Origin of the sequence: Belliella pelovolcani (assembly GCF_900156785.1) — a bacterium.
Lineage (GTDB): Bacteria > Bacteroidota > Bacteroidia > Cytophagales > Cyclobacteriaceae > Belliella > Belliella pelovolcani.
In genome coordinates this window covers 130,632-156,034 of sequence record NZ_FTOP01000010.1, presented here as the reverse complement: position 1 = coordinate 156,034, position 25,403 = coordinate 130,632, and the positions used below count along the sequence as shown (strand labels likewise).

At 39.9% G+C, this 25,403-nt stretch carries 21 protein-coding genes; 16 read left to right on the top strand and 5 right to left on the bottom strand.

Going from position 1 to position 25,403, the window contains the following annotated elements:
• Window positions 1-173 precede the first annotated feature (173 nt).
• Entirely contained in the window at window positions 174-1,478 is a 1,305-nt protein-coding gene (locus BW935_RS12370) for a pyridoxal phosphate-dependent aminotransferase (protein WP_076501899.1), read from the top strand.
• Window positions 1,479-2,301: 823 nt separating this feature from the next.
• Here BW935_RS12370 and BW935_RS12360 read toward each other — a convergent pair.
• The gene (locus BW935_RS12360; protein ID WP_076501895.1) at window positions 2,302-3,321 is read right to left on the bottom strand and encodes a zinc dependent phospholipase C family protein; all 1,020 of its coding nucleotides are present in this window, start codon (window positions 3,319-3,321) and stop codon (window positions 2,302-2,304) included.
• Between the two features lie 208 nt (window positions 3,322-3,529).
• Between BW935_RS12360 and rpsT the strand changes: the two genes are divergently transcribed.
• The 9 genes from rpsT to BW935_RS12315 all read left to right on the top strand — a co-directional run bounded on the left by rpsT (window position 3,530) and on the right by BW935_RS12315 (window position 12,375).
• On the top strand, window positions 3,530-3,784 hold the full coding sequence (rpsT, locus tag BW935_RS12355; RefSeq protein WP_076501894.1) for a 30S ribosomal protein S20: 255 nt from the start codon (window positions 3,530-3,532) through the stop codon (window positions 3,782-3,784).
• Window positions 3,785-3,891: 107 nt separating this feature from the next.
• Window positions 3,892-4,587 (top strand): RadC family protein, encoded by a 696-nt coding sequence (gene radC, locus BW935_RS12350; RefSeq protein ID WP_076501891.1) that lies wholly within the window; start codon window positions 3,892-3,894, stop codon window positions 4,585-4,587.
• A gap of 4 nt (window positions 4,588-4,591) precedes the next feature.
• A complete protein-coding gene (locus tag BW935_RS12345) occupies window positions 4,592-5,209 on the top strand; it encodes a DUF1684 domain-containing protein (protein WP_076501890.1) in 618 nt (205 codons plus the stop codon).
• 104 nt (window positions 5,210-5,313) lie between these two features.
• The gene (gene pheT / locus BW935_RS12340; protein ID WP_076501888.1) at window positions 5,314-7,725 is read left to right on the top strand and encodes a phenylalanine--tRNA ligase subunit beta; all 2,412 of its coding nucleotides are present in this window, start codon (window positions 5,314-5,316) and stop codon (window positions 7,723-7,725) included.
• Between the two features lie 3 nt (window positions 7,726-7,728).
• On the top strand, window positions 7,729-8,013 hold the full coding sequence (locus BW935_RS12335) for a hypothetical protein (protein WP_076501886.1): 285 nt from the start codon (window positions 7,729-7,731) through the stop codon (window positions 8,011-8,013).
• 1 nt (window position 8,014) lies between these two features.
• Entirely contained in the window at window positions 8,015-8,299 is a 285-nt protein-coding gene (locus BW935_RS12330; protein ID WP_076501884.1) for a cell division protein ZapA, read from the top strand.
• Between the two features lie 63 nt (window positions 8,300-8,362).
• Window positions 8,363-9,928, top strand: coding sequence for a ribonuclease Y (gene rny, locus BW935_RS12325; RefSeq protein WP_076501882.1), 1,566 nt, complete (start codon window positions 8,363-8,365; stop codon window positions 9,926-9,928).
• 313 nt (window positions 9,929-10,241) lie between these two features.
• On the top strand, window positions 10,242-11,021 hold the full coding sequence (locus BW935_RS12320) for a zinc-dependent peptidase (RefSeq protein ID WP_076501880.1): 780 nt from the start codon (window positions 10,242-10,244) through the stop codon (window positions 11,019-11,021).
• A gap of 73 nt (window positions 11,022-11,094) precedes the next feature.
• A complete protein-coding gene (locus BW935_RS12315) occupies window positions 11,095-12,375 on the top strand; it encodes a M20/M25/M40 family metallo-hydrolase (RefSeq protein WP_076501878.1) in 1,281 nt (426 codons plus the stop codon).
• 135 nt (window positions 12,376-12,510) lie between these two features.
• Here the strand turns inward: BW935_RS12315 and BW935_RS12310 are convergent, their stop codons facing one another.
• Window positions 12,511-14,145, bottom strand: coding sequence for an ABC-F family ATP-binding cassette domain-containing protein (locus BW935_RS12310; RefSeq protein ID WP_076501876.1), 1,635 nt, complete (start codon window positions 14,143-14,145; stop codon window positions 12,511-12,513).
• 261 nt (window positions 14,146-14,406) lie between these two features.
• On the opposite strand from BW935_RS12310, the gene BW935_RS12305 reads away from it, so the two are divergent.
• Window positions 14,407-14,676, top strand: coding sequence for a hypothetical protein (locus BW935_RS12305; protein ID WP_076501873.1), 270 nt, complete (start codon window positions 14,407-14,409; stop codon window positions 14,674-14,676).
• Between the two features lie 73 nt (window positions 14,677-14,749).
• Here BW935_RS12305 and nhaA read toward each other — a convergent pair whose 3' ends face one another.
• Window positions 14,750-16,114: a Na+/H+ antiporter NhaA gene (nhaA, locus tag BW935_RS12300; protein ID WP_076501871.1), complete on the bottom strand. Its 1,365-nt coding sequence runs from the start codon at window positions 16,112-16,114 to the stop codon at window positions 14,750-14,752.
• A gap of 324 nt (window positions 16,115-16,438) precedes the next feature.
• The gene (gene sucD, locus BW935_RS12295) at window positions 16,439-17,320 is read right to left on the bottom strand and encodes a succinate--CoA ligase subunit alpha (RefSeq protein WP_076501869.1); all 882 of its coding nucleotides are present in this window, start codon (window positions 17,318-17,320) and stop codon (window positions 16,439-16,441) included.
• 130 nt (window positions 17,321-17,450) lie between these two features.
• Between sucD and BW935_RS12290 the strand changes: the two genes are divergently transcribed.
• From BW935_RS12290 to BW935_RS12270, 5 genes are read left to right on the top strand one after another with little or no spacing between them, the layout of a single operon-like run.
• A complete protein-coding gene (locus BW935_RS12290) occupies window positions 17,451-20,879 on the top strand; it encodes an ATP-binding protein (protein ID WP_076501867.1) in 3,429 nt (1,142 codons plus the stop codon).
• Between the two features lie 52 nt (window positions 20,880-20,931).
• Window positions 20,932-22,110 (top strand): hybrid sensor histidine kinase/response regulator, encoded by a 1,179-nt coding sequence (locus BW935_RS12285; protein WP_076501865.1) that lies wholly within the window; start codon window positions 20,932-20,934, stop codon window positions 22,108-22,110.
• Window positions 22,111-22,112: 2 nt separating this feature from the next.
• A complete protein-coding gene (locus BW935_RS12280) occupies window positions 22,113-22,745 on the top strand; it encodes an ABC transporter ATP-binding protein (RefSeq protein ID WP_076501863.1) in 633 nt (210 codons plus the stop codon).
• Window positions 22,742-23,965, top strand: coding sequence for an ABC transporter permease (locus BW935_RS12275; RefSeq protein ID WP_076501861.1), 1,224 nt, complete (start codon window positions 22,742-22,744; stop codon window positions 23,963-23,965). Before BW935_RS12280 ends, BW935_RS12275 begins: the two co-directional genes overlap by 4 nt.
• Window positions 23,966-24,013: 48 nt before the next feature.
• Window positions 24,014-24,451, top strand: a complete 438-nt coding sequence (locus BW935_RS12270) for a hypothetical protein (RefSeq protein WP_076501859.1) — start codon at window positions 24,014-24,016, stop codon at window positions 24,449-24,451.
• A 126-nt stretch (window positions 24,452-24,577) separates the two neighbouring features.
• Here BW935_RS12270 and BW935_RS12265 read toward each other — a convergent pair whose 3' ends face one another.
• Entirely contained in the window at window positions 24,578-25,402 is an 825-nt protein-coding gene (locus BW935_RS12265) for an aminotransferase class IV (RefSeq protein ID WP_076501857.1), read from the bottom strand.
• Window position 25,403 lies beyond the last annotated feature (1 nt).

Sequence of the window (25,403 nt, the reverse complement as noted above, 5' to 3'; positions counted from 1 at the left end):
ACCTCTGGGACACCCAAATTCAAAATCAAAAAATATAAAACATTATCTATCAAAGCCTTACGATTAAATGGGACTGACGACTGTCGAAGTCAGGAGAAATCATTTGTTAGCTTTTTTAAATCACTAAGCTCTTTTTTTGTTTCTTTACTCTAGAATCCAAGCAGTAAATTATTATGAGGACGATTTTGCTAAGACCAGGAGCCGAAGAGTTGAATTATGAAATCAGAGGTATTGTCAAAAAAGCTAGACAAGTTGAAGCTTTGGGGCTAACAATCACCTGGGAAAACATTGGAGATCCTATCCAAAAGAATAATAAGATTCCAACTTGGATGAAGGAAATAATCTCTGATTTGGTAAGCCAAGACTATACTTATGGCTATGCAGATTCCAAAGGTGTATTGGAGACTAGGAAGTTTTTAGCGAATTTGAATAATCGGAAAAATGGAGTTCAAATCACTGCTGAAGATGTACTTTTTTTCAATGGTCTTGGTGATGCTATAGCAAAGCTGTATCAGTTTCTCGTTCCTACAGCAAGGATTATTGGGCCTTCACCTGCTTACAGTACACATAGTTCGGCAGAAGCAGCCCATGCCAATACCGCACCGATTACCTACAAGCTTGATCCAGATAATCAATGGCTTCCAGATATGGAAGACCTTTATAACAAAGTCAAGTACAATCCCAGTATAGTAGGGATACTCATCATCAATCCCGATAACCCCACCGGAATGGTCTACCCCAAAGAAGTTTTGGAGGGTTTTGTGAAAATTGCCAGAGAATTCAAGTTATTGTTGATAGCTGATGAGATCTATCAAAACATTACATACAATGGCATTGAAGCAGTAGCCTTGTCAGAGGTAGTAGGGGATTTGCCTGCGATTTCCTTGAAGGGGATCTCCAAAGAATTCCCTTGGCCAGGTTCACGCTGTGGATGGATGGAGTTTTACAATAGGGACGCATCCAAGGAGTTTTCCAAACTTGTGCAGACCTTAGAAAATGCCAAGATGATAGAAGTCTGCTCCACGATTTTGCCTCAAATCTCTATTCCTAAAATCATGTCGCATGCGAACTATAATTCCTATCGTGCAGCTGAAAATGAAAAAATAGGCAAGAGGAGTCAAATACTCAATGAGCTTTTGGCTGATATACCAGGAATCAAATTCAACCCTACTCAAGGAGCGTTTTACAATACGATAGTTTTTGACGAGGCGTTCTTGAAGTCAAATCAAAGCCTTCCTATCGAAAATCAACAAGTAAAAGTATTGCTTGAGTCTTGGCTTCAGGAAGAAAATATGCCATTAGACAAGCGGTTTGTGTATTATTTATTGGCTTCAACCGGTATTTGCGTAGTGCCTATCTCCTCTTTTTGCTCAGACTTGAGAGGATTTAGGGTGACTTTGTTGGAAGATGATGAAGTTACTTTTAAAAACACCTTTACTAGACTAGCAGATGCGATTAGAGATTATTTGGGTTCTTAAAAGATTAAGGATTCTTTCATAGCTTAGAAGTGAAGTAAGTTAAAAAAGATCGAATTTGTGGATTAACTTTCTTTAAATAAATATTGAAGACCACCGTATGAAACTTGAATCAATAAATTTGAAGGAATATTATTTACGGGAAATTTTCCCTTACATAATGATGTCTCTAACCATTATTTTTTATGGGTTTCCATTTAAATTCCCGCATAATACATTTAATTTGATACAGAAGTATGATCTACCAGGTTATGCTTATGCTGTTTTCACTGTATTGTTTCTCGTTTCTTTTTTTGTAATGATAATAAGCTTCTTAAGTGACGCTAAAACAACTAAGGCAGATGTTGAATTAGAAAAAGAGAGTTTGAGATAAAAAGGAAGATGTTTAAGTTTTAATAATCTAGTACATTTTAGAATTAAGGGTAAATATAAGATTACTATTAAAGATAAAATAGTTTGGAAATTTACAGCAAACTTCGGTAAAGAGGAAATAGTTGCTTATCTATTATTAAGTTTCAAAGAGAAAAAGGACATTGAGAATTTTCTTTTTAATGTTTTGGAATCTAACTCATCAAAAAAGTTGCTTAAGTGATAATTTCAATCATTATTATAAATTATCTAAACTAAAAACAGTTCGACCCCTCTGGGGTCGTTGGTTATCGAATCAAAATCTGCCTTCCCCCGGATTTACATCCGGGGTTAATTATGGTTTAACCACTCCGTGGTTATTCATTTTAAATTAATGAACCGAATTTTTTGATTTTGAATGTTTTTCTGCGCCAACTGCTCCTTAGCTTTTTTTGCGAGCATGCTTAATCTTTGCATTCTAATTCCCCGTCCGCCACATCGCCCTATAAAATGATTTCCTAAGCTCTTCTGGCGATTCATGGAGGGTGATGCCTTCATGTTCTCGAATGTTGAGCGGAGTAGCAGGGGGTGGGAACTTCTCTTCCAAATCTTCGACAGGCTTGTCCAGCAAATCATTGAGTACAGGTTGACCTGCATCGACCCATGCGCTGTACCAAAAGTCTGCAATCATTTTGATAGAGCGTTTCATCTGCCGCTCTATTTGGCCAGCAAGCATGTCATTGTAGGTTTTGGTGAATTCTCTTGAATAAACTCTAGTATTGACTCCTCCGCGCTCTTCGAAGCTGTATTTTTTGTCCTCTGGAAAGCGACTGCTCAATATTTTCTCAAAGTTCAAAACAGAGTCCAAGGCTAAATGAGCGTAAATAACTGCATCCCAAGCAGCTAGTTGGGTGTTTTGGATGTAGGCTGCTTGTCCTACGAATAGGTCAAAGTCCTCAGCGAGTAACTCAGGGACTCTACTTTCCCAAAATGCATGAATGCCATATTGATTGGTCAACTGCCCGTTATAATTTTTGGTGGTATGAAGCGGGACATTGATGTCGCCGATATAATGTCCAAGATCAGCGGCTAGCCTGAGGATTGCTTTTTTATCTTTTCGTTTGAATGCCTCTGTGAGTTGGTTCTTGGTGTTGTATGCATTCCATGGTCCAATGCCATGCTTGCGGAGTTCTTCTTCACCAAACTTTTCGACAGCTTGGTTCCAGTATCTAGGAAGCCAGTAGATCGCACTATCACCGTATGCATCTGCATCGAGAAAGTGTTTTTCGGCCTCACCCATGACAGCATAGCGTCTTCTGTCGGGATTTACTGCATTCTCTGTGATAAATTGAATATTGGCTTTGAAGAAACCAATCATCTCAGGGGGTAGGGAAAAAACGGCGTGCCGATTGATTTTTTTGTGAGCAAAGAAGCCCCAGGCCGCCGTAGCAGTGTCCAGGAAAAGAAACAACAGTGTAAGTGTGAAAAAATTGCGCATTTATAAAAATAATAAATTTTTCGCATTTTGATAAAAGAAAATAATGCTACATTTGTGGTTCTAATGCGGTATTAGAACAATTAATCGACTTGATTTCTCAGCTTTACGAGGTTTAGTTAAGAAATCCTTTTGTGTTTAAAAATTAATCTATTAAATTTGCACTCCGTTTAGGACAAGGGGATTGTAAAGAAATTAAGTAAACAAAGATATGGCAAATCACAAATCGGCACTTAAAAGAATTCGTGCAAACGAAGCCAAACGTTTGAGAAACAGATATCAGGCCAAAACTACAAGGACTTTTATCAAAAGATTGAAACTAACTACTGATAAAGTAGAAGCTCAAGAGCTTTTGAAAAAGGTGACTTCTATGATTGATAAATTGGCTAAGAAGAATATCATTCATAAGAACAATGCTTCAAATAAGAAATCAAAATTGACCAAATTGGTTAATTCTTTGGGGTAATTCACACCCGAAAACATATTAAAAGTCTTGATCTAACAGTCAAGACTTTTTTTATGCCCCGTTTTTTTTTATTTTTAGTCTAAGCTTTTTTTAAAACAAAGATTTTTATGGATCCATACCAATCTATCAAGATTTCTCTGCTAGCGGAAGAAGATCGCCCAAGAGAAAAGCTCCTACTCAAAGGAAAGTCTGCGCTATCCGATGCAGAATTGATAGCCATCCTAATTGGCTCAGGAACAAAATCTCTCAGTGCTGTAGATCTTTCAAGGCACATGCTCTCAAAAGTTAATTTTAATTTGGCGGATCTTGCTCGTATGAGTGTCAAAGACCTACAGCAGTTTAAAGGAATCGGGGAAGCTAAGGCTATCAGCATAGTTAGCGCACTTGAGTTGGGAAGAAGGCGCAAGTTGCAGGAGCCCGTCCGAAAGCCAAGAATAGATTCTTCACAGAAGGCCTATGATTTTATGAAAGAGGATCTTTTGGACGAGATTGTGGAGAATTTCTGGGTAATCTATCTCAATAGAAATAACAATGTAATCAAAAAGCAGCTCATCAGTAAAGGTGGTGCAAATGCCACCGTAGCCGATCCTAAGTTGATTTTCAAGTATGCCTTGGAGGTGATGGCCAGCTCGATGATTTTGGTTCATAATCATCCTTCGGGAAATCTACGGCCATCAGATCAAGATCGATCTTTGACCAAGAGGTTGACAAGTATTGGTAAAAATTTGGAAGTTACAGTCATGGATCACGTTATTTTCACAGATAGTGGCTATTTTAGCTTCGCAGATGAAGGATTGATGTAGAATTATGACAAAGAGAAATATTGCACTAGCCATCGTGGCTATAGGCGTGCTAGCAGCGGTGATTTATATGCTGACAAGCGCAGACGATCAAGAAGTATATGTAGAAAAGATTGAAAAGGAGCGGGAGCGACAATTTAAGTTTCTGCGCTTCAACCCCGAATCACCCCTAAGTGCTGATCAGAAAAATGAGCTCAACGCACTGAGTTTTTACCCAATTGATGTCGCATACAGAGTGAGGGCTAAAATGATTCCTGCGGAAGATAGGAAGGTGATGGAGATTCCGATGACTGATGGCACAGTAGAAAAATACATCAAGCATTCTTATGCAGAATTTGAGCTTAAAGGTCAGCCCCAGCGCTTACTCTTGCTCCAAGCTGTATCGGAATTGGATAAGCGCAATTTCTTTTTGGCTTTTGCTGATGAAACAAGCGGGGAGGATACTTATGGAGGCGGTCGCTACCTCAATCTTCGTCAAGATGGGAAGAATAGTATTCTGATTGATTTTAACTTGGCGTACAATCCATACTGTGCTTATAATCCAGACTATGCCTGTCCACTTCCTCCAAAGGAAAACCTAATGGAGATCCCTATAGAGGCGGGAGAGAAGGATTATATCAAATAATGCCACAGGATTCATCTCAATGACCAAAAAAATAGGTTCATTTACCTCGATGCCTATTTCATTTCTCTTAAATTTGTGCCTTATTCTGAAATATTAGCGCATTCATGAAAATTTCTATAAATAGACTTAAACATTTTATTGACTTAGATCAATCGGCAGAAGAGATTGCTGCTTTGCTGACAGGATCAGGTTTGGAAGTGGAGGGGATAGAGACTTTTGAGTCTATCCAAGGAGGATTAGAAGGAGTAGTTATTGGTGAAGTGTTGACTTGCAGCAAGCATCCTAATGCTGACAAGTTGAGCGTTACTACGGTGGATATTGGGACTGAGATCGTCCCGATAGTATGTGGTGCACCCAATGTGGCTGCTGGCCAAAAAGTAGTTGTAGCGACAGAAGGAGCCATGTTATACCCCGTCACTGGAGAGCCATTTCAAATCAAGAAAGCCAAAATCAGAGGAGAAGTATCTCAGGGAATGATCTGTGCAGAAGATGAGATAGGTCTTGGTGAAAGTCATGCAGGTATCATGGTCTTGAATACAGACTTGGCCAATGGCACAACAGCATCTGCCTATTTTAATGTGGAAAAAGGAGAAGTTCTCGAAATAGGACTTACGCCAAACAGGGCTGATGCAGCCTCTCACTTAGGTGTAGCAAGAGACTTGAAAGCTTTGCTCAATAAAGAAGTTTGCTTGCCGTCCATTGAAGATTTCAAAGTGGATAATCAGCAGCTCAAGATCGATGTGGAAGTGGAGGATGCTGTTGATTGTCCAAGATATGCTGGACTGACCATTTCCAATATTAAAGTTGGCCCATCTCCTGAGTGGCTTCAAAATTACCTGAAGGCGCTAGATCTAGATCCTATCAACAACATTGTAGATATTACCAATTTTATTTTACATGATCTTGGTCAGCCACTTCATGCTTTTGATGCGGCAAAGATCAAAGGAGGCAAAATCTCCGTCAAAAAATTACCCAAAGATACCAAGTTCATCACCCTTGATGAGAAGGAAAGGAAGCTTTCAGGTGATGAATTGATGATTTGTGATCAAGAAGGAGGGCTTTGTATAGCCGGCGTATTTGGAGGCAAAGGGTCGGGAGTATCTGAAGAGACAACGTCCATCTTCTTAGAGTCGGCTTATTTCTCTCCAGATGTGATTAGAAAAGGTAGTCAGTTTCACGGATTGAAGACTGATGCTTCTTTTAGGTTTGAAAGGGGTACTGATCCCAATATGCCAATCTATGCATTGAAGAGAGCTGCAATGTTGATCAAAGAGCTCGCTGGAGGTGAGGTTTCATCTGAAGTGATTGATCTATATCCAAACCCAGTTGCTGATTTTGAGATAGCGGTTTTGTATAAGCATATTGATAGGCTGATAGGTAAGCACATTCCAAAGGAGACAGTTAAGCGTATTTTGGAAGGTTTGGAAATCAATGTGACTAACGAAACTCTGGATGGATTTACAGCAGTGGTTAAGCCTTATAGAGTAGATGTGACTCGAGAAGCAGACGTGATTGAGGAGATCCTCAGGATCTATGGCTTCGAACAAGTAGCTTTATCTGAAAACTTGAATGCTGACTATCTTGCGGAGCATCCTTCCAAAGACTTGAACAAACTACAATACAGGTTGAGTGAAGTGCTATCAGGCTTGGGTTATTACGAAATCATCACCAATTCCTTGACCAAGCCGATCTATGCTGAGAAATCTGCACACCTCAATGAGACAGATAATGTGGTCATTCTGAATAAGCTGAGCGAAGATCTAGGGGTAATGCGCCAGAGCCTTCTATTCACAGGTCTTGAAGTCCTTGCTCACAATATCAATAGGAGACAAAAGGACCTCAAGCTATTTGAGTTTGGGTCTGTTTACTTCAAGGAAGAAGCTGGCTACAGAGAAGAAAAGCGACTAGCCATTTTTCTCACCGGAGATAAGGCTGCGGAGAGTTGGTTGGCTCCAGCTACTTCAGTACAGTTTCCTGACCTTTATGCAGTGGTTGAGCTGATACTGGAAAAACTTGGTGTAGACAATTTGGCGGTTGAAATCGTACATGATTCACCTTATGATTATGCCTTGCAATTGAAACTTGGTGCGAAAGTAGTGGGGACTGTGGGAATGCTAGATGCGGGAATAAGTAAGCTGGCAGAGGTGAAGCAGGAGGTGCTGTTTGCTGAGTTGAACTGGGATTTGCTTTGCAAAAAATCCAAAGGCTTGAAAAAGTACCAAGAAATTTCTAAGTTTCCTGAAGTAAGAAGAGATCTTTCCCTTGTGATTGATAAGTCGGTGACTTTTGATCAGATCAAAGCGGTTGCATTGAAAGCTGGCGGAAAATTACTTCAAAGAATCGGAGTATTTGATGTGTACCAAGGAGATAAAGTGGAAGCGGGAAAGAAGGCTTATGCTTTGAGCTTCTATTTGCAGGATACAGAGAATACTTTGACAGACAAAATTATTGATAAAACCATGAATCGACTCATTCAGTCTTTTGAAAATGAGGTCGGTGCTTTTATCCGAAAATAAAAAATGATTCACGAAGAACTCCAACGTCTCGAAAAACTAAGCTCCCAGATCTCTAAGAAGATGGAATACATAGAGGAGCAGAATCTGATGCTTAAGCATGAGGTGGATTTTTTGAGATCGAGCATCAAGGAAAAGGATGCTGCATTGGAGGATTTTAAAAATCAAATTAAAATCACTAAACTTGTAAACAGCATACCAGTGGAAAACATTGAGTCTGCCGAGTTGAGAGAGAGGATCAATAATTATATACAAGAGATCGATAATATAATTGCCTATTTGTCTGAGTGATATGGAAACACTTTCAATCAAAATCAAAATTGGGGATAGAGAATACCCAATGAAAGTAAAAGTGGAGGATGAGGCGAAAATCAGACATGCGGGTAAATTGATTAATGATAAAATAAAAAGATACAGAGAAGAATTTGGACTGGACGATAAGCAGGATCTGCTTGCAATGGCAGCGTTTGACTGCATGGTAGCGTCCATGGAGCAGGATCAGGTCAATGCTGACGATAGTGAGCTGATCAAAGATAGCCTTCATAAGATCAACCAAAGACTGACTAATCTACTATAATTATTTTCTTTTCACAGCCGGGACTTTTTGCTTTCCTATCAGGTAATTAAGCACAATAAACCTATGGGAGAATCATTATACATTATCATTGCAGGGCTAGTAGGCCTTGGTGTGGGCGCCTTGTTGGTTGGGCTTTTTATGAAAGGCAACAACAAGAAAATAGAAGAGGACGCCAAAGAAAAAGCTAAGATCATTTTGCGTGAAGCAGAAATGAATGCCGAGTCTGTCAAGAAAGATAGAATTCTTGAAGCTAAGGAGAAATACCTGAGACTGAAATCGGAGTTTGAGGAAGAGGTGAATAAGAAGAAAAACATCATCATCACCAATGAAAACAAGCTCAAGCAAAAAGAACAATCCCTCAACAAAGAGCTCGAGCAAATCAAAAGAAAAGAAGCAGAGCTTGACAGCAAAAAGGAAAACCTCAATGCGCAGCTTCATGCCGTGCAAGTCAAAAAAGACGAGCTTGATAGAGTGACCAATCAGCGGATTTCTGATCTTGAGAAAATAGCAAATCTCACCAGAGACGAGGCCAAAGACCAGCTGATAGAAATGCTCAAGGACGAGGCCAATACCAAAGCTTCTTCCCATATCAAGGACATTCTAGACCAAGCAAAACTCTCTGCAACCAAGCAAGCCAAAAAGATAGTTCTTGATACTATCCAAAGGACAGCGACTGAGCATGCGATCGAGAATTGTGTATCTGTGTTCAATATCGAAAGTGATGATATCAAAGGTAAAATTATCGGTAGAGAGGGTAGAAACATCCGCGCACTAGAAGCCGCTACAGGTGTTGAGATCGTCGTAGATGATACGCCAGAGGCCATTATTATATCGGGATTTGATCCAGTGAGAAGAGAGATCGCTAGACTTTCACTTCATAGATTGGTGCAAGATGGAAGAATCCACCCTGCAAGAATTGAGGAAGTAGTAGCCAAGACTGAGAAGAACATCGAAGAAGAGATTGTAGAGATAGGTGAAAGAACTTGTATAGAGTTGGGAATTCATGGTCTACATCCTGAATTGATCAGGATGGTGGGGAGAATGAGGTTCCGTTCATCTTATGGGCAGAACTTGCTACAGCATTCCAAAGAAGTCGCTAGACTTTGTGCTACCATGGCAGCAGAAATGGGGCTGAATGCAAAAATGGCCAAGAGAGCTGGTCTACTTCATGATATTGGTAAAGTATATCCTGAGGAGGCTGAACTGCCTCACGCAATCTTGGGTATGGAGCTTGCAAAAAAATACAAGGAACATCCAGAAGTATGTAATGCAATCGGAGCTCACCATGATGAGATCGAGATGACTTCGATGATCTCGCCTATTGTACAAGCATCTGATGCGATCTCAGGCTCTAGACCTGGTGCGAGAAGGGAAATCATGGACAGCTATATCAAGAGATTGAAAGATCTTGAAGATTTGGCCTTGAGCTTTGATGGAGTCAATAAGTGCTTTGCCATGCAGGCAGGTCGAGAATTACGAGTCTTAGTCGATGCTGATAATGTCAATGACCAAACAGCAGGTCAATTGTCCTTTGATATCTCTCAGAAAATCGAGAAAGAGATGCAGTATCCTGGACAGATCAAGATCACCGTAATCAGAGAAATGAGATCGGTGAGTTATGCGAAATAGTCAATGGTCGACTGTCAATAGTCAACTGCAATTAAATTAATCTACTGCCTGTGTATTCACAGGCTGTTTTTTTGTCCCATGGTCCGTGTCCCCACAGCCCTCTTGCATGGCCTGTGTCCCCCTAGACCATTCTCATCTTTTTAACAACATATTCTGTGTCAACCACAGAACACTTTATGTTAAATATAAGGATTATAAGATCAATGGCTTGTAGGGACCCAGGCCAAAGTTAAAAATCAATTAACAACTTTTTTAGTCAGTTTACTTTTTCTATTTTAGTAAAAATATCTAATCCACCTAATAGCTCTTTTTGATGTTTTTCTTCACTCGCCTATTCTTTTTCGTTGGGGAGCATTTATATGCTTCATATAGAAATATCAAACTACGCTTAGCCAAGGAAAAGCTAACTCAGCAGGACAAAGCGATTTTATTAAAATTGTTCTCTTATTATACAAGACTCAATGCTACACACAAAAGAGAGTTTGAAGAGAAAGTAGAATGGTTTATTGCAGAAAAGCATTTTCTTCCAAGAGGAGACTTGAAGGCCGTGACACAAGAGATGAAGTTGTTGATAGCAGCTACTGCGGTGATGGTTACTTTTGGATTTCCCCGCGTGACGCTTAAGCATTTTAGAAAAATTCTGATTTATCCTGATTCTTATTATTCTACTATCAATCAGCAATACCACCAAGGTGAGGTCAACCCAAAGCTGGGTATTATCGTGCTGTCTTGGGAGAATTTTGTCAGAGGTTTTATCAATCAGGAAGATGGTATCAATCTAGGTGTTCATGAAATCGCCCATGCGATGAAGCTCGAAAACCAAATCCATTACAACCATGAGTCCAATTTCTTCAACCCGACACTTTGGAGCCGGTTTGCTGAGCATGCAGCTGTGGAAACTGAGAAAATCCTAAATGATGAACAGACCATTTTTCGCTCTTCCGCAGCCAAGAATCAACATGAGTTTTTTGCAGTGGCCTTGGAAGTGTTTTTCGAAAGGTCAGTCGAACTCAAAAGCTACAATCAAAAGCTCTATCAGTCTTTGGTCTACTTGCTAAAGCAAGATCCATTAGTATTGGCCCGAGAGGTTTAATCCAATTTGTTTATAAGCGGTATTGCCATCTTTTTGATTTATTGTGACTTTTGGAGTTATAAATTCTTCCTTTATGAAATCATTCAAAAGCTTACTTTCACTCACTCTGTCGTTTCTGTTTGTCCAAGTTTCTGCTCAGGAAATCAAACCAATTTACAAAACAGCTGTAGAAAAACTCGCAAAGAAAATAGAAGTTCAGGATGCTTTTGCTTACATCCTTGAGATTGATGAGCAGACGATAGCTGATATGATCACTTTGACAGAGATTCCGGCACCATCTTTTGAGGAAGCAGCAAAAGGCCTGGTTTTCGCAGAAATGCTTCGGAATGCTGGAGCTGATTCAGTCTGGATCGATGAGGTGGGCAATGTTATCGCATTGAGAAAAGGTAAGAAGTCGGATAAAACGATTGTGATCGATGCACATTTGGATACTGTTTTTCCTTTAGATACAGATGTTTCTGTAAAGCAAAGAGGCGACACCTTATATGCGCCTGGAATAGCTGATGCCAACCGTTCTTTGGCAATGTCAATCGCTTTGGTTAAAACGCTGGCACATCAAAATATCAGAACAACACATGACTTATGGTTTGTTGGTTCAGTTGGAGAAGAGGGACTTGGAGATTTGAAAGGCATGAAGCATTTATTCAGAGAAGGAGGCCATAAAATAGATGCATTTATCGCTATAGATGGTGGAGGTATCACAGGGATAGTGAATGCTGGCATAGGCTCTCTTCGTTATAAAGTCACTTTCAAAGGCTCTGGAGGACATTCCTATGGCGCTTTTGGAATAGGGAATCCGCACAATGCACTTGCTAATGCAATCACTGCTTTTGTTTCTAAAGCTGACCCCTACACCAAAGAGGGAATCAGAACTACATATAGTGTATCTGTGCTAGGTGGAGGTACATCAGTAAATTCCATACCTTATGAATCATGGATGTTGGTAGACATGCGATCGGAAGATCAGGAGAGGTTACTAGGAATCAACGAACTTTTTCTCGAAGCCATGCAAGAAGGCTTGAAAAAGGAAAATAGTATTATCAGACGTGGTAATCCCCTAACTGTAGAAGTTGAAAATGTAGGCGATAGACCAACAGGAATGACAGCACCTACCCATGAATTGGTGCAGCAATCATTGGCTGTCTCTACTTACCTCACAGGAAAGCAGGCTAGACTTAGCGCTAGCTCTACAAATAGTAATGTTCCATTATCACTGGGAATTCCTGCGATAACCGTAGGTAGAGGAGGTGAAGCAGGTGGAGGACATAGCTTAGACGAATGGTTCCTCAACAAAGATGGCTATCTGGGTCTTCAGAATGCTTTATTATTGATTTTGATGCAAGGAGGATATTAAATTGGAATTTTTTAAAAATAGATAACCCAAGTTTATTTGAGCTTGGGTTATCTCATTTTGAAGGCTTGGAACAGCCAATTCCTAGTCATTTCACCAGGCATATTTCTACTTTATTTCGCTTCGCTTATTTCAATTTTATTTCCGCTCCACCTCTCTCAAATTCTCCAGTTTCTTATTCCTCAGGAATCCATTGATATCCTCGAAGTGCTCTTTGACACGTTTGTTGCCAAATTCGAAGACTTTTGTTACTAAGCCATCCAAGAAATCTCTATCATGAGACACGACAATCAAAGTGCCATCAAATGCTTTCAGTGCATCCTTGATGATGTCTTTGGTTTTCATATCCAGATGATTGGTAGGTTCATCAAGAATCAGGAGATTGACCGGTTCTAGCAGAAGCTTGATCATGGCGAGTCTGGTTTTTTCTCCTCCCGAGAGTACTTTGACTTTTTTGTTGATATCATCTCCTTTGAACATAAATGCTCCTAAGAGATCCTTGATCTTGGAGCGGATTTCTCCTACGGCGATCTGATCTATGGTCTCAAAAATTGTCAAACTCTCATCGAGAAGTGAAGCTTGATTCTGAGCGAAGTAGCCTATCATGGCATTGTGACCTAGCTCGCACTTGCCTTCGTAGTCGATCTCTCCCATGATGGCTTTGATCATGGTGGATTTACCTTCACCATTTTTCCCTACAAAAGATACTTTTTGACCTTGCTCGATGATCATGTTGGCATCTTTGAAGACAACATGCTCACCATAAGCCTTAGAAAGGTCTTGGACAATAACTGGATATTTGCCTGACCTTGGAGAAGGAGGGAATCGAAGTTTCAAAGCAGAAGAATCTACTTCATCTACTTCTACGATATCCAATTTCTCCAACATCTTCACGCGAGATTGTACTTGAAGTGTTTTGGAATAAGTCCCTTTGAATCTTTCTATAAATTGAGTGGTCTCAGCAATGAACTTTTGTTGCTCATCGTATTGCTTTTGTTGTTGCTCCCTACGCTCTTTTCTCAATTCGAGGTAGTGTGAATATTTGGCTTTGTAATCATATATTCTCCCCATCGTCACTTCGATGGTTCGGTTTGTGATGTTATCTACAAAGGCCCTATCGTGAGAGATTACGACTACTGCCTTGGCTTTTTCTGTCAAAAATTCTTCCAGCCACTGTATAGATTCAATGTCCAAGTGGTTGGTCGGCTCATCCAATAAGATCAAATCTGGTTTTTGTAGTAGAATCTTAGCCAGCTCGATCCGCATTCTCCAGCCACCCGAAAACTCAGCAGTTGACCTATCCAGATCGCCTCTTTCAAAGCCCAAACCCAATAATACCTTTTCTACTTCGGCTTCATAATTGACTTCTTCTATGGCATAGAATTTCTCACTGAGTTCGGATACTTGTTCGATGATTTTGTAATAGTCTTCAGAATCATAATCTGTCCTGACCGTAAGCTCTTCATTGAGTCTATCGATTTCAGCTTTCATATTCAGGTAGGAAGCAAATGCCTTGGCGGCCTCGTCTCTTACCGAGCAATCATCAGCTGTAAGCAAATGCTGTGGGAGGTAGGCGATCACCGCGTCTTTTGGTGCCGAGACCCCACCTTTGGTAGCTTTGGTTACACCTGCGATGATTTTGAGCATGGTGGATTTTCCTGCGCCATTTTTGCCCATCAGAGCGATTTTGTCATTTTCATTGATAGAAAAAGACACATCGCTGAACAATGCATGTCCGCCATGCAATACTGAAATATTATCTACTGAAATCATGATGATCAAAATTCAAGCTGCAAATGTAAGGAATTGGAGATTGAAAAATTGGAAGATTTGAAAATTAGTACAAACGAATGGCTTTGATGATAGCATAGAACAGCTGCTTGAGACAACACAAGTAGCTTTTGCCTGCTTTTCGAGATTTGTAATCTCGAAACCAGATAGAAGGGATTTGTAATCCCCTCATCTATAGCTTCAATAATTGATCTTCGGAATGGTCTTTGCTCCAATCCTTTCTACAAACCAAATTTTAATAAAATGGATAACAGAGAAAAATTAGAGAAAATGGACAGGGCTTTGAGAATGATGCAAGATCTCAGACATAGCCAAGTAGCCATGGTTGAAAAATCATCTAAGCTTCAAATGGATGCCATGGAGTTCAATTTTTCAGAAATGGAGAAAAATATGGGCGATCTTTTTAGCAGGTACAATGAGTCTTTGGATTTGATTGATGCAGAACTGGAGCGCTTCGAGATCAAAAGAAACCAGTTTGAGCAAAAGCATGGCCTTGACAAAATCGAAGAATAAAATTAGTACAGAAGAGTGCCTTTGATAATAACATAGAACAGCTGCTTGGGACATCCCAAGCAGCTGTTGTTCTTTATGCATCATGAGTTTTTTGATCCGAGTCCTGATTGGTTGAGATGTTGATGGTCCTTTTGAGGATGAAGTATCCCAATGTTCCTGAAATCAAAGATGCAGAGAGTATCCCCATCTTGGCTTGCTCTACATAAATAGGGTCATTGAAGGCCAGGGCATTGATGAATAGTGACAAGGTAAACCCAATAGCGGCAAGACATGAAATGCCAAGTAACATGGCCTGATTCAAGCCATGAGGCATGCCAAACCATCTCAGCTTCAAGCCAAGCATGGCAAGACCGTATATGCCTAGGATTTTCCCCAACACTAACCCAAGTCCAACTCCCAGTGCTACTGGGCTAGTGATCATCTGCATCCAATTACCGTCGATAACCACACCAGCATTTGCCAGGGCAAATATGGGCATGACAAAGAAAATCACTAAACCGTGCATATTTCTTTCTAATCTTTGCAGGGGTGAAATAGAGGCTTTTGAGATGCGCTTGATTTCCCCGATGATATTCTCCTCCTCACTGGAGAGAAGATACTTTTCTTGTTTGGCTTTATTGGCAGTTTTGAATTTGGCAGAGAGCTGATTGATGGCACTCAGGTAATTAGCTTTGTCTATCCTCCTATCAGCAGGGATGGCAAATGCAGCTAATACGGCTGCGATCGTGGCATGTACTCCAGACAAAAGCGTAGCAAGCCAAACACCTCCAATGCCTAATAAAGCAAAAATCAAAACCCTCCTAACGCCTAGCTTATTCAATGTAAACATCAAACAGAGTATAATGGCGCCAATAGTGAGGTTGACGAGTGAAATCTCAGATGTGTAAAATAGCGCCACGATCATCACGGCTCCTAGATCGTCAATGATGGCTAGTGCTGTGAGAAAAACTTTCAGTTGAATGGGTACCTTTGGGCCAAGTAAGTACAGCACTCCAAGTGCAAAGGCAATATCCGTAGCCATAGGGATTCCCCAGCCTCTCATCACTTCAGTAGATCCTCCAGCATTGATGGCTACATAGATCAAAGCTGGGAAAAGCATTCCTCCAATAGCACCGACGATGGGCATCAAGACATTTTTGGGAACGGAGAGCTCTCCAGCCATAATTTCTCTTTTGAGCTCAAGCCCAACCACAAAGAAAAAAATAGACATTAAGCCATCATTGATCCATAGTAGTAGGGATTTTTCAACTGCAAAGCTTCCAATTGAGAAACCTATGCTTTGACTCAAAAACCATTGGGTATAAGCATTAGCGGGACTGTTGGCTAGAATCAATGCTAAGGCTGCCGAAAAGAAGAGTAAAAAAGAACTGAAAGTACTTTTCTTGATAAACCGCATCATGGGGTTGAGCATGTTGTAGGTAATCGTGGCAGTTGTCATATCTTTAGGCTTTAGGTGCTACTTTTCAGGGCTTTCCTGAGCAAAATCTTACGGGCAAAAATTAAAAAAGGATTGTGGCACCTAGAGAAAGGATGGAAATTTTACCAGAAATAGGGATTTTGAACTGTCCAATAATATCCGAAGCTAATAAAGCTTAGATGCATATGTTTATTGTTTTGAAATACAAAAAAATAAACATGAAGTCTCCTTAATGAATTATAAAATCAAAGAAGGAGCAAAAAATAAAAGCCGCTCTTCGACTTAGTCGAGAGTGGCTTTTGTATAGATTTTAAGAATCTATAAAACTTTCTTATGATATTTATATTAAGCTTCTACCCCGAGCGCTTTTGCCATTACAGCGCCGATTTCAGCTGGGGAATCAGCTACATGGATGCCGTTTTCTCTCATGATTCTCATCTTCGCTTCTGCAGTATCATCTGCACCACCTACGATAGCGCCAGCATGTCCCATTCTCCTGCCTGGAGGTGCTGTCTGGCCTGCGATGAATCCTACTACTGGCTTTTTGTTACCAGTTTCTCTGATCCACTTAGCTGCTTCGGCTTCATAGTTACCACCGATCTCACCGATCATGACGATGGCATCTGTTTCAGTGTCTTCCATGAGTAATTGGACAGCTTCTTTGGTAGAAGTCCCGATGATAGGGTCACCACCGATACCAATTGCCGTAGATACACCAAGACCAGCTTTTGCAACTTGGTCAGCAGCTTCATAAGTCAAGGTACCTGACTTGGATACGATACCGATTCTTCCTGGCTTGAATACAAATCCTGGCATGATACCTACTTTGGCTTCACCTGGAGTAATAACCCCTGGACAGTTTGGACCGATCAAAGTAGCGCCTCTCTCTTTGATATAAGGCTTTGCTTTCAACATGTCAGCTACAGGAATTCCTTCAGTGATGGCGATGATTACCTTGATGCCTGCATCTGCAGCTTCCATGATCGCGTCAGCAGCAAATGCCGGTGGAACAAAAATGATAGATGTATCTGCTCCCGTTTTCTGAACAGCTTCTTCAACTGAGTTGAACACTGGTCTTTCCAAGTGGGTAGATCCGCCTTTGCCTGGAGTGACACCTCCTACTACATTGGTTCCGTACTCTATCATTTGTTGTGCGTGGAATGAACCTTCAGATCCAGTAAACCCCTGCACAATCACTTTTGAATTCTTATTAACTAAAACACTCATGTTGCGATTTTTAAAGTTTGTCACAAAAATAAAAGAATAAGCCCTTAGACAAAAAGAATTCTCAAACATTATCCATTTAATTTACACTCTGCATATCTTTTTCTATTTTAGACGGTGCTTAGCGCTTATTATGAAAAATATCTATCTCATTATTTTTATCCTATTTGTATTCCAATTCAGCTTTGGTCAGTCTTTTCAGTTCAATAGACAGATCAAAGGTGTAGAATTGCCGACATCCAATGTCAACGGGATTCTACAGGATGAAGAAGGAATGATGTGGTTCAATACTTCAGATGGGGTTTTTATATCCGATGGCTTCAGCACTTTCCCAATTCCTGATTCGATTTCCAATAAATTGACAAATAAGACCCGTATTTTCAGAGATGAAGAAGGAGTGATATGGGTATCCAATCAACTGAAAGAACAAAAGGCTTTTTATTACCAAAAAGGAAAATGGGGAGAGTTTATATTTCCTGAGGAGATAAGCAGCTTGAATCGGACTTATTTGGACTTTGCAATAGTAGGTAAAGGCGATCATAAATATTATCATGCAGTCTTTGCTGATGTATTATGGACTTATTCCGCATATTCCAAAAGTTGGCAGGAAATAAGGTATTCATTTCAGAATCATGGATGGATAATTTCGGCAAATTACCATGAAGGTAAATCCTTATTGTTTTTTGAAAATAGAACTTTTACCGTTGAAGGAGACCAGTTAGCTGAAATTAACCCAACTGGAATTTCATTACCATCAAAAATCCTGTATGTAACCTACTGCTCAACTAGAAAAGAGTATTATTATCTTGGCAAAGATTTTCTTGCTAAGGGTTCAGAGTTTTTTAAAATTGATCAAATCATTCATCAAGATTTTGTTAGAAACATATACAGTGCGGTGGACTTCAGTGGGCTGCAGGTAGAAAATGGGAAAGTATACTATTTCTATAATTCTCAGTTGCATAAGTATAATCCAGATAATGGAAATATTCAAGAGATCAGTGCAGCAGAGGCTGTGAAATCATATAATATCTATGCTGCATTTGTAGATCGAGAAGGCATTACATGGATAGGGACCCATCGTGGCTTGGTCAATATCAATTCACTTTTATTTTTGAATTATGATTCTCGGTCATTTTTGGAAGATGAGGTCACAGCAGTGATCAGACTCGCTCCCGATAGGTATCTATTGGGATTCAATAATGGATTGCAATTATTTGACCAAGGCGCATATGTCAAACTTAAGCATGAAGAAGCCCTTGTGGGTCAGCCTAGGAATAGGGTGACTAATTTCTCCTTGGACAAAAATGGTATTGTCTGGATTTCCTCAAATTTGGCAGGAATAGGTCGATATAATCCAAAATCTGGCAGTTTGATTTTCGAAGAAAGTCCGCTCAGTAAGTTTGTGACAGCGGTCAAAGCGATTGGTGACACACTGATAGTGGTCAGTAGAGATAAAGTGTACCTTTCTAATATCAATAAGCGATCGGGGCATTTTGAGCATGATATTACTGAGATGATTTTGGAGCGTCTGAGTCAGGACGAGGTATTTCTTAGAAAAGTCGGAAAGCTCAATGACGGCAGATTTATTTTTCTGCAAGGAGGAAATGTTTTTGTTCAGGAGATATTCTTTGAGACGCCTAATTTTATCAATGTGATTGGCTTTGATTATTTAGAACATGAAGGAAGGCTTTACCTAGGAACTGAGACAGGTCTCAAGGTCTTGGAAGATGGTAAGGTCAAGTTGTTTGAAAAAAATGGGCAAACTATTCAAAGGCCTGTTTATTCCTTATTATTAGATTCTAATTCTAGACTTTGGGCTGGGACAGATCGAGGTGTGTTTTTGATAGAAGAAGAAACAATAAGGAAATTTGATGAACGCAGTGGGTTGGTTGGCTCGGAAGTGAATAGAGGGGCCTTAATCGAGGCTGAGGATGGTAGAGTCCTGATAGGGACCCAGAGGGGGCTTTCTGTTTTTTTTCCTGATGAAGATGAAAAGAGAGATTTTACCCCTGCGACAGAGATTTTAAGTGTCAGCTTGCTGAATAAGAACATAAAAGATGTCGATTTGAATCGGATTCCATTTGAGAATAACTCCATAGAGGTGAGCTATAGAGCGATCAGTTTTTTGCAATTCTCCGATTTGATTATTAAGTACAAACTGGAAGGTTATCATGAAGAATGGCAGCAGATCATCAATCCGAGAGTTAATACCATAGTATTTAATAATTTACCTCCGGGTGTATATAAGTTTCAATTGCAAGCAAGCTTAGGGGGACAATATGAATCGGAGATTGTCTCCAGTAGTACTTTTAAAATTTTAAAACCTATTTACTTACAGACCTGGTTTATCATTTTGCTTTTGTTAGTTTTTGCCGGTGTAGGATTCTTACTCAATACCTTGATGAATCAATGGCATAAGCAGAATTTACTCAAGCAAACCATTGATGAAAAAACGAAAGAAGCTTTTGTCAACGAGAATCAGTTTAGAAATGTATGGAACAGTTCAGCCGATGGTTTGATGCTATCAGTAGAAGGAGGGAAAATACTGACTGTGAATCCAAGTTTGGCGACCTTGACGGGTATGGCAAAAGAGCGACTGGAACAATCGGAAATCAGGGATATGTATGCTGATCCTGCTTTTTATTTTAAGCAAAGAGAAGTTATTCTAGGTCAAATTGGCAGTTCTGAAGAGATGGGGGTTACTCTTGAAATGGAGATGCCTTTCAAGAATGGGGTGAAGTTTATAGAACTTTACGTAGCTAGATTGAAAACAAGCTTCCAAGGCAAATCTGTATTGCTATCTGTATTCAGAGATGTGACAGAGAAAAAGCAATATGAAGAAAGTCTAAAGATTGCAAAGGAAAAGGCAGAGGAGGCGAATAGACTGAAGACAAATTTCCTTTCCAACATGAGTCACGAAATTCGGACACCTCTCAATGGAATTTTGGGAGGTACTGAAAATATCATGGATAAATGGGAGCACGAAAAAGAACTCATCTCCGAACTTGAAATCATCAAAGAATCAGGTGAGCGACTTCTGGAAACCATCAATAGTATCCTTGATCTTTCTAAAATTGAAGCGAACAAATTTGAGGTGCTTTTAAAGGAAACCAATGTCAATGATTTTGTGGGTAAAATTTTATTACCGCTCAAAACCATGGCGATGAAAAAAGGACTTCTTTTGTCAGCAAAGTATGAAACCAAGCCATTTGTGGTTAATATTGATCAACGTTACCTTGAGATGATTGTCAATAATTTGGTTGGTAATGCGATCAAGTACTCGCATGAAGGCCTCATCAATATTGTAGTAAAAAGAATAGAAGATAGTCTCTATTTCGAAGTCAAGGATATGGGGATAGGAATGAGTGAGGAGTTTATGACCAAATTATTTAGACCATTTGAACAAGAAAGTGAAGGTTATGGGAGGCAATACGAGGGTACAGGACTCGGTCTGACCATCACCAAAAACTTGATAGATCTATTGGGTGGGGAAATTCAGATTGAAAGTTTCAAAGGGAAAGGCACGCTTGTCAAAGTGTTCTTGCCTTTGAGCAAAAATTGATTTTAGTAAATGATTTAATCTTGTAATTTGCAACTGCATTAACCACCAATTTATGTTTCCATTAAGGATTTTAATTACAGAAGACGATCACGTCTCTGCGCTCTTGCTTAAAAAAGCATTAGAAAAAAACAACCATCAAATTATCGGCATTTCAGATTCAGGTGAAAAAGCTTTGGAGATTCTTGAAGAGCATCCAGCTGATATCGTTATGATGGATATCAACCTTGCGGGCGAATTGGATGGGATCAAGACTACCGAAATCATCAATGAAAAATATGATATTCCAGTAGTCTACTTGAGTGCTAGTTCCGATGCGGAGACTTTGACCAAGGTAGTAGGAACCAATCCTAGTGCTTATGTGATCAAGCCTTTTAATATCAGGGAATTGAATATGGTGATAGAGTTGGCCATCTTCAAAGATCGCAAGGAAAAAGAATTGCAAAAACTCAATAATGAACTTGAAGAAAAAGTCCGTCAAAGAACTGCTGATTTGCATGAAGCAAATAAAGAGCTGACTAGAGCCTTGGAAAAAGAGCGGGAAATTGGAGAGCTTAAGTCTAGGATTGTCCTCAATGTATCGCATGGGTTTAAGACTCCGCTGACTTCTATTTTGAGCTCGGCACAATTGCTTCAAATGTACGCTGAAAAGGAACATCCCTTGAAGACTAAGATCATGAAGCATGCATCTAAAATTGAGAACTCAGTTAGGAGTTTGAATAGTTTGTTGACTTCAGTGTTGTTCTTTGGGAAAGCTGATGCCAATAAGATTGATTATAATCCCAAGAAAATGTTTACAGCTGCTTTTATCAATGAGGTAGTAGATGTAGTCAAAGCGGGTGCTGAACATGACGTGAAGATCAATCTTGAAATCGGTAAAATCCCAAAAACCATTACTTCTGATGTGGATTTGCTTTACCAGATATTCGAGAATCTTTTATCCAATGCTGTCAAGTACTCAAAAGATGGGCAAAAAGTAGATTTCAAAATTTGGGAAGAAGGTGGATTTATCAAAGCAGAAATCAAAGATCAAGGAATTGGGATTCCAAAAGCCGAACATGATCAATTGTTTGACCGTTTCTTTAGAGCAAAAAATGTAGGTATCATCGAAGGCTCAGGACTAGGACTTTCTATCGTCAAAAAATGTATTGATGTACTCAAGGGTGATATCAAATTTGAAAGTGACGCCGGAAAAGGTACTACCTTCAATGTGACCATTCCATATAAAAAATAAATATGCTATCAGTAAAGAACATCAAATTTCAATACGACGCTCAAAATAGTTTTTATATTCCAGATATCAGTCTCAAAGCAGGTGAACAACTTTTGATTCTTGGTAGATCAGGTAGTGGGAAGACTACCATCCTCAATATTTTGGGAGGATTGCTCAAGCCCAATGCCGGAGAAGTCAAGCTTGGGAATACCATGATCAACGAGCTGAGTGGAGCCAAACTCGATAAATTCAGAGGTAAACATATCGGAATTGTATTCCAAAAGCCCCACATACTAGCTCCTTTGACCGTGGAGGAGAATTTACGTCTGGCCAATTTTTTTGTAGGAGCCAAAGGTGAAAGGAATCTTGAGCTCTTGAAAGAACTTGGGATTTACGAAAAAAGAAAGTCTAAAGTGACGACCCTCAGCGAAGGAGAGGCTCAGCGCGTTTCCATTGCCAGAGCCCTTGCCAATCATCCTCAATTGATCTTAGCAGATGAACCTACGGCAAGTTTAGATGATGAAAATGCCTCAATCGTAGTCAAGCTATTGCAAGAACAAGCGCAGAAGTTCAATGCTGCTTTGATCATTGTTACCCATGACCAAAGGGTCAAAGATCATATTTCTAACCACATTATCATGGGAGGTCTATCATGAATATGCTCAAACTAAGCTGGAAATATCTTGTCGCGAAGCCTTTGAATACTGGGCTGAATATCTTATTGTTGGCATTGGGTCTAGCCATTATCACTGTTTTGATTTTGATCCAAGATCAGTTTGAAAATAAGATGACCAAAGATGCAGAAGGAATTGATTTGGTCGTCGGAGCCAAGGGGAGTCCACTTCAATTGATCTTGTCAAGTGTGTACCACATTGATTACCCTACAGGAAACATCGATATGGAAGAAGCACAATCTCTTTCTAGAAATAGGCTTGTGAAAAATATCATTCCTTTGGGAATGGGTGATAACTACCAAGGATATAGAATTGTAGGGACCAATCACGATTACCTTGAGCTATACAAAGCTGAAATCGAAAATGGGGAGGTATGGAGAAAGCCATTCGATGTAGTCCTAGGAGCAGTAGTAGCCGAGAAACTCAACCTCAAGGTAGGTGATTCCTTTATTGGTTCACATGGTATTGGGAGCAGTAGTCACGAGCATGATGAGCATCCTTACAAAATCACCGGTATCTTAGCAAAGAGTAGCAATGTGCTAGATAACTTGATCTTGACGAGTATAGAATCTGTATGGTATTCCCATGATGAAGGACATGATCATGATAAGTTTGAAGCGGATGTGACCACTTCAGGATTTCCTCCAGCCGATGAAGATAGGGAGGTGACTTCGCTATTACTTCAGTACCGCAATCCTATGGCGGCAGTTCAGTTGCCAAGGTTTATCAATAGCAGGACATCCATGCAGGCAGCCTCACCATCATTCGAGATTTCTAGGCTATTTGAGTTGCTTGGCGTGGGAGTAAAATTGATCCAAGGGCTTGCCTTCGCAATCATCGTAATCGCTGGCTTGGGGATTTTCATTGCACTTTTCAATTCACTCAAAGAAAGGAAGTACGATCTCGCAGTGATGAGAACTTTAGGAGCGTCCAGCTTTCAGCTATTTGTTCACATTGTATTGGAGGGGATCATTCTTACTTTCCTTGGAGCGCTGATTGGAATAGCTATCGGGCACCTTTTCTTAGCAGTTCTCGTTATGCAAAACGAACAAGGAGCGATCAGTGGATTGTCTGCAGCAGTATTCTTGCGAGAAGAGTTGTATATCATCGGCTATGCGATAGCAGTAGGTTTTATGGCCTCACTGATACCTGCTTGGACCGCATATCAAACAGATATTGCAAAACAACTCACAAAGTCTTAAATCGCTTAAGTTTCAAATTGTCAACCCAATAAGAGATTAATAATTAATATGAAATTGAAGAGAACACTATTTATAATCGCAATGGTATTTGTGTCCACACTTACCGTGGCTCAAACTTCTAACAATGTATGGAGAGACTTGTCAGAAGTAACTTACAAAATCGGAGAAGATGATTTTGGTGAATTGTACATCCCTGTGTTCAGTGATAAAATCAAAAAATTAGAAGGCAAAGTGGTGGAAGCAGATGGTTATATCATTCCATTCGAGGGAATGTTCAAACCTGAGCATATCATCCTTTCTTCTCTTCCATTGGCAGAATGCTTCTTTTGTGGGTCTGGTGGACCTGAGACAGTCATGGAAGTAATGATGAAGAATCCTATCAAATACACTTCAAAGAGGGTTCGTGTAAGGGGCAAGCTCACACTCAATGATAAGGATCCAGAAAAACTTATGTATATCGTGGTCGATGCTGAGATTTTGAATTGATCAAAGAGTCAAGAATCAGGCAACGAACCACAGTGAGGGTACTACAGCAGTGTATATGATTATCCATCTAAAAGTGGGAAATCATGAAGTATAAAAAAACCTGCTGATCTGAGATCAGCAAGTTTTTTATTTGAAGACGATTTGCTTCTCCATGGCTTCAAAGTCAGTCATCAATTGTTTGGTGATGGGACCAACTAGACCTGAGCCAATTTTTTGATTATCAATGGATGTAATAGGTAGGATTTTTTTAGTTGTACTGGTGATGAATGCCTCGTCAGCTTTCAGTAATTCCTCAAATGACACTTGTCTGATGCTTGTCTCAGGAGCAAGTTCAAGTACGCGCATTCTAGTGATTCCATGGAGGATATGTTCATCAGGCGTATTGATAGCCCCATCTTTGATGACAAAGATATTGCTGCGAGAGCTCTCAGAGATGATGCCATTCTGATGGTAGATTACGTCTTCAGCACCCTTTGCTTTCCAGTCTGCGCTCAACCATACAGGGAAGGCATAATTGGTGGTTTTGATATCGGCTATCGCCCTTACATGCTCCGCACTGAGAAGTTTTACACCATTTTCGTATTTTTCCAAAGATGGGAATATCAAGTCTTCGCAGAAAATAAATAAATCCCCTGCTCCAGGCGAAAAATGATTCTCCGATACCCCTCCGGTCAAGAGCATTCTAATGCCTCCATTTTTAAGATCGTTTTTTTCAATCAATTGGTGGATGATATCAGAAAGTGCAGATTTATCATAATTGAGCTGTAGATGGGTTTTGGATGCAGACCTGATAAATCTATCCAAGTAGTCAGATAAAAATAAAGGCGTATAATTAGAAGTCCGAAAGAAATCAAAAATCCCATAGCCTCTGATTAGACCTATATCCATAGGATGCACTTTGGCTGATTGAGCATCTATTATTTGGTTTTTGGCAAAACAAAACGGTTTCATG

Coding starts and splice junctions, on each gene's coding strand:
- BW935_RS12370 (WP_076501899.1), top strand. CDS start 174: ATGAGGACGATTTTGCTAAGACCAGGAGCCGAAGAGTTGAATTATGAA.
- BW935_RS12360 (WP_076501895.1), bottom strand. CDS start 3,321: ATGCGCAATTTTTTCACACTTACACTGTTGTTTCTTTTCCTGGACACT.
- rpsT (WP_076501894.1), top strand. CDS start 3,530: ATGGCAAATCACAAATCGGCACTTAAAAGAATTCGTGCAAACGAAGCC.
- radC (WP_076501891.1), top strand. CDS start 3,892: ATGGATCCATACCAATCTATCAAGATTTCTCTGCTAGCGGAAGAAGAT.
- BW935_RS12345 (WP_076501890.1), top strand. CDS start 4,592: ATGACAAAGAGAAATATTGCACTAGCCATCGTGGCTATAGGCGTGCTA.
- pheT (WP_076501888.1), top strand. CDS start 5,314: ATGAAAATTTCTATAAATAGACTTAAACATTTTATTGACTTAGATCAA.
- BW935_RS12335 (WP_076501886.1), top strand. CDS start 7,729: ATGATTCACGAAGAACTCCAACGTCTCGAAAAACTAAGCTCCCAGATC.
- BW935_RS12330 (WP_076501884.1), top strand. CDS start 8,015: ATGGAAACACTTTCAATCAAAATCAAAATTGGGGATAGAGAATACCCA.
- rny (WP_076501882.1), top strand. CDS start 8,363: ATGGGAGAATCATTATACATTATCATTGCAGGGCTAGTAGGCCTTGGT.
- BW935_RS12320 (WP_076501880.1), top strand. CDS start 10,242: ATGTTTTTCTTCACTCGCCTATTCTTTTTCGTTGGGGAGCATTTATAT.
- BW935_RS12315 (WP_076501878.1), top strand. CDS start 11,095: ATGAAATCATTCAAAAGCTTACTTTCACTCACTCTGTCGTTTCTGTTT.
- BW935_RS12310 (WP_076501876.1), bottom strand. CDS start 14,145: ATGATTTCAGTAGATAATATTTCAGTATTGCATGGCGGACATGCATTG.
- BW935_RS12305 (WP_076501873.1), top strand. CDS start 14,407: ATGGATAACAGAGAAAAATTAGAGAAAATGGACAGGGCTTTGAGAATG.
- nhaA (WP_076501871.1), bottom strand. CDS start 16,114: ATGACAACTGCCACGATTACCTACAACATGCTCAACCCCATGATGCGG.
- sucD (WP_076501869.1), bottom strand. CDS start 17,320: ATGAGTGTTTTAGTTAATAAGAATTCAAAAGTGATTGTGCAGGGGTTT.
- BW935_RS12290 (WP_076501867.1), top strand. CDS start 17,451: ATGAAAAATATCTATCTCATTATTTTTATCCTATTTGTATTCCAATTC.
- BW935_RS12285 (WP_076501865.1), top strand. CDS start 20,932: ATGTTTCCATTAAGGATTTTAATTACAGAAGACGATCACGTCTCTGCG.
- BW935_RS12280 (WP_076501863.1), top strand. CDS start 22,113: ATGCTATCAGTAAAGAACATCAAATTTCAATACGACGCTCAAAATAGT.
- BW935_RS12275 (WP_076501861.1), top strand. CDS start 22,742: ATGAATATGCTCAAACTAAGCTGGAAATATCTTGTCGCGAAGCCTTTG.
- BW935_RS12270 (WP_076501859.1), top strand. CDS start 24,014: ATGAAATTGAAGAGAACACTATTTATAATCGCAATGGTATTTGTGTCC.
- BW935_RS12265 (WP_076501857.1), bottom strand. CDS start 25,402: ATGAAACCGTTTTGTTTTGCCAAAAACCAAATAATAGATGCTCAATCA.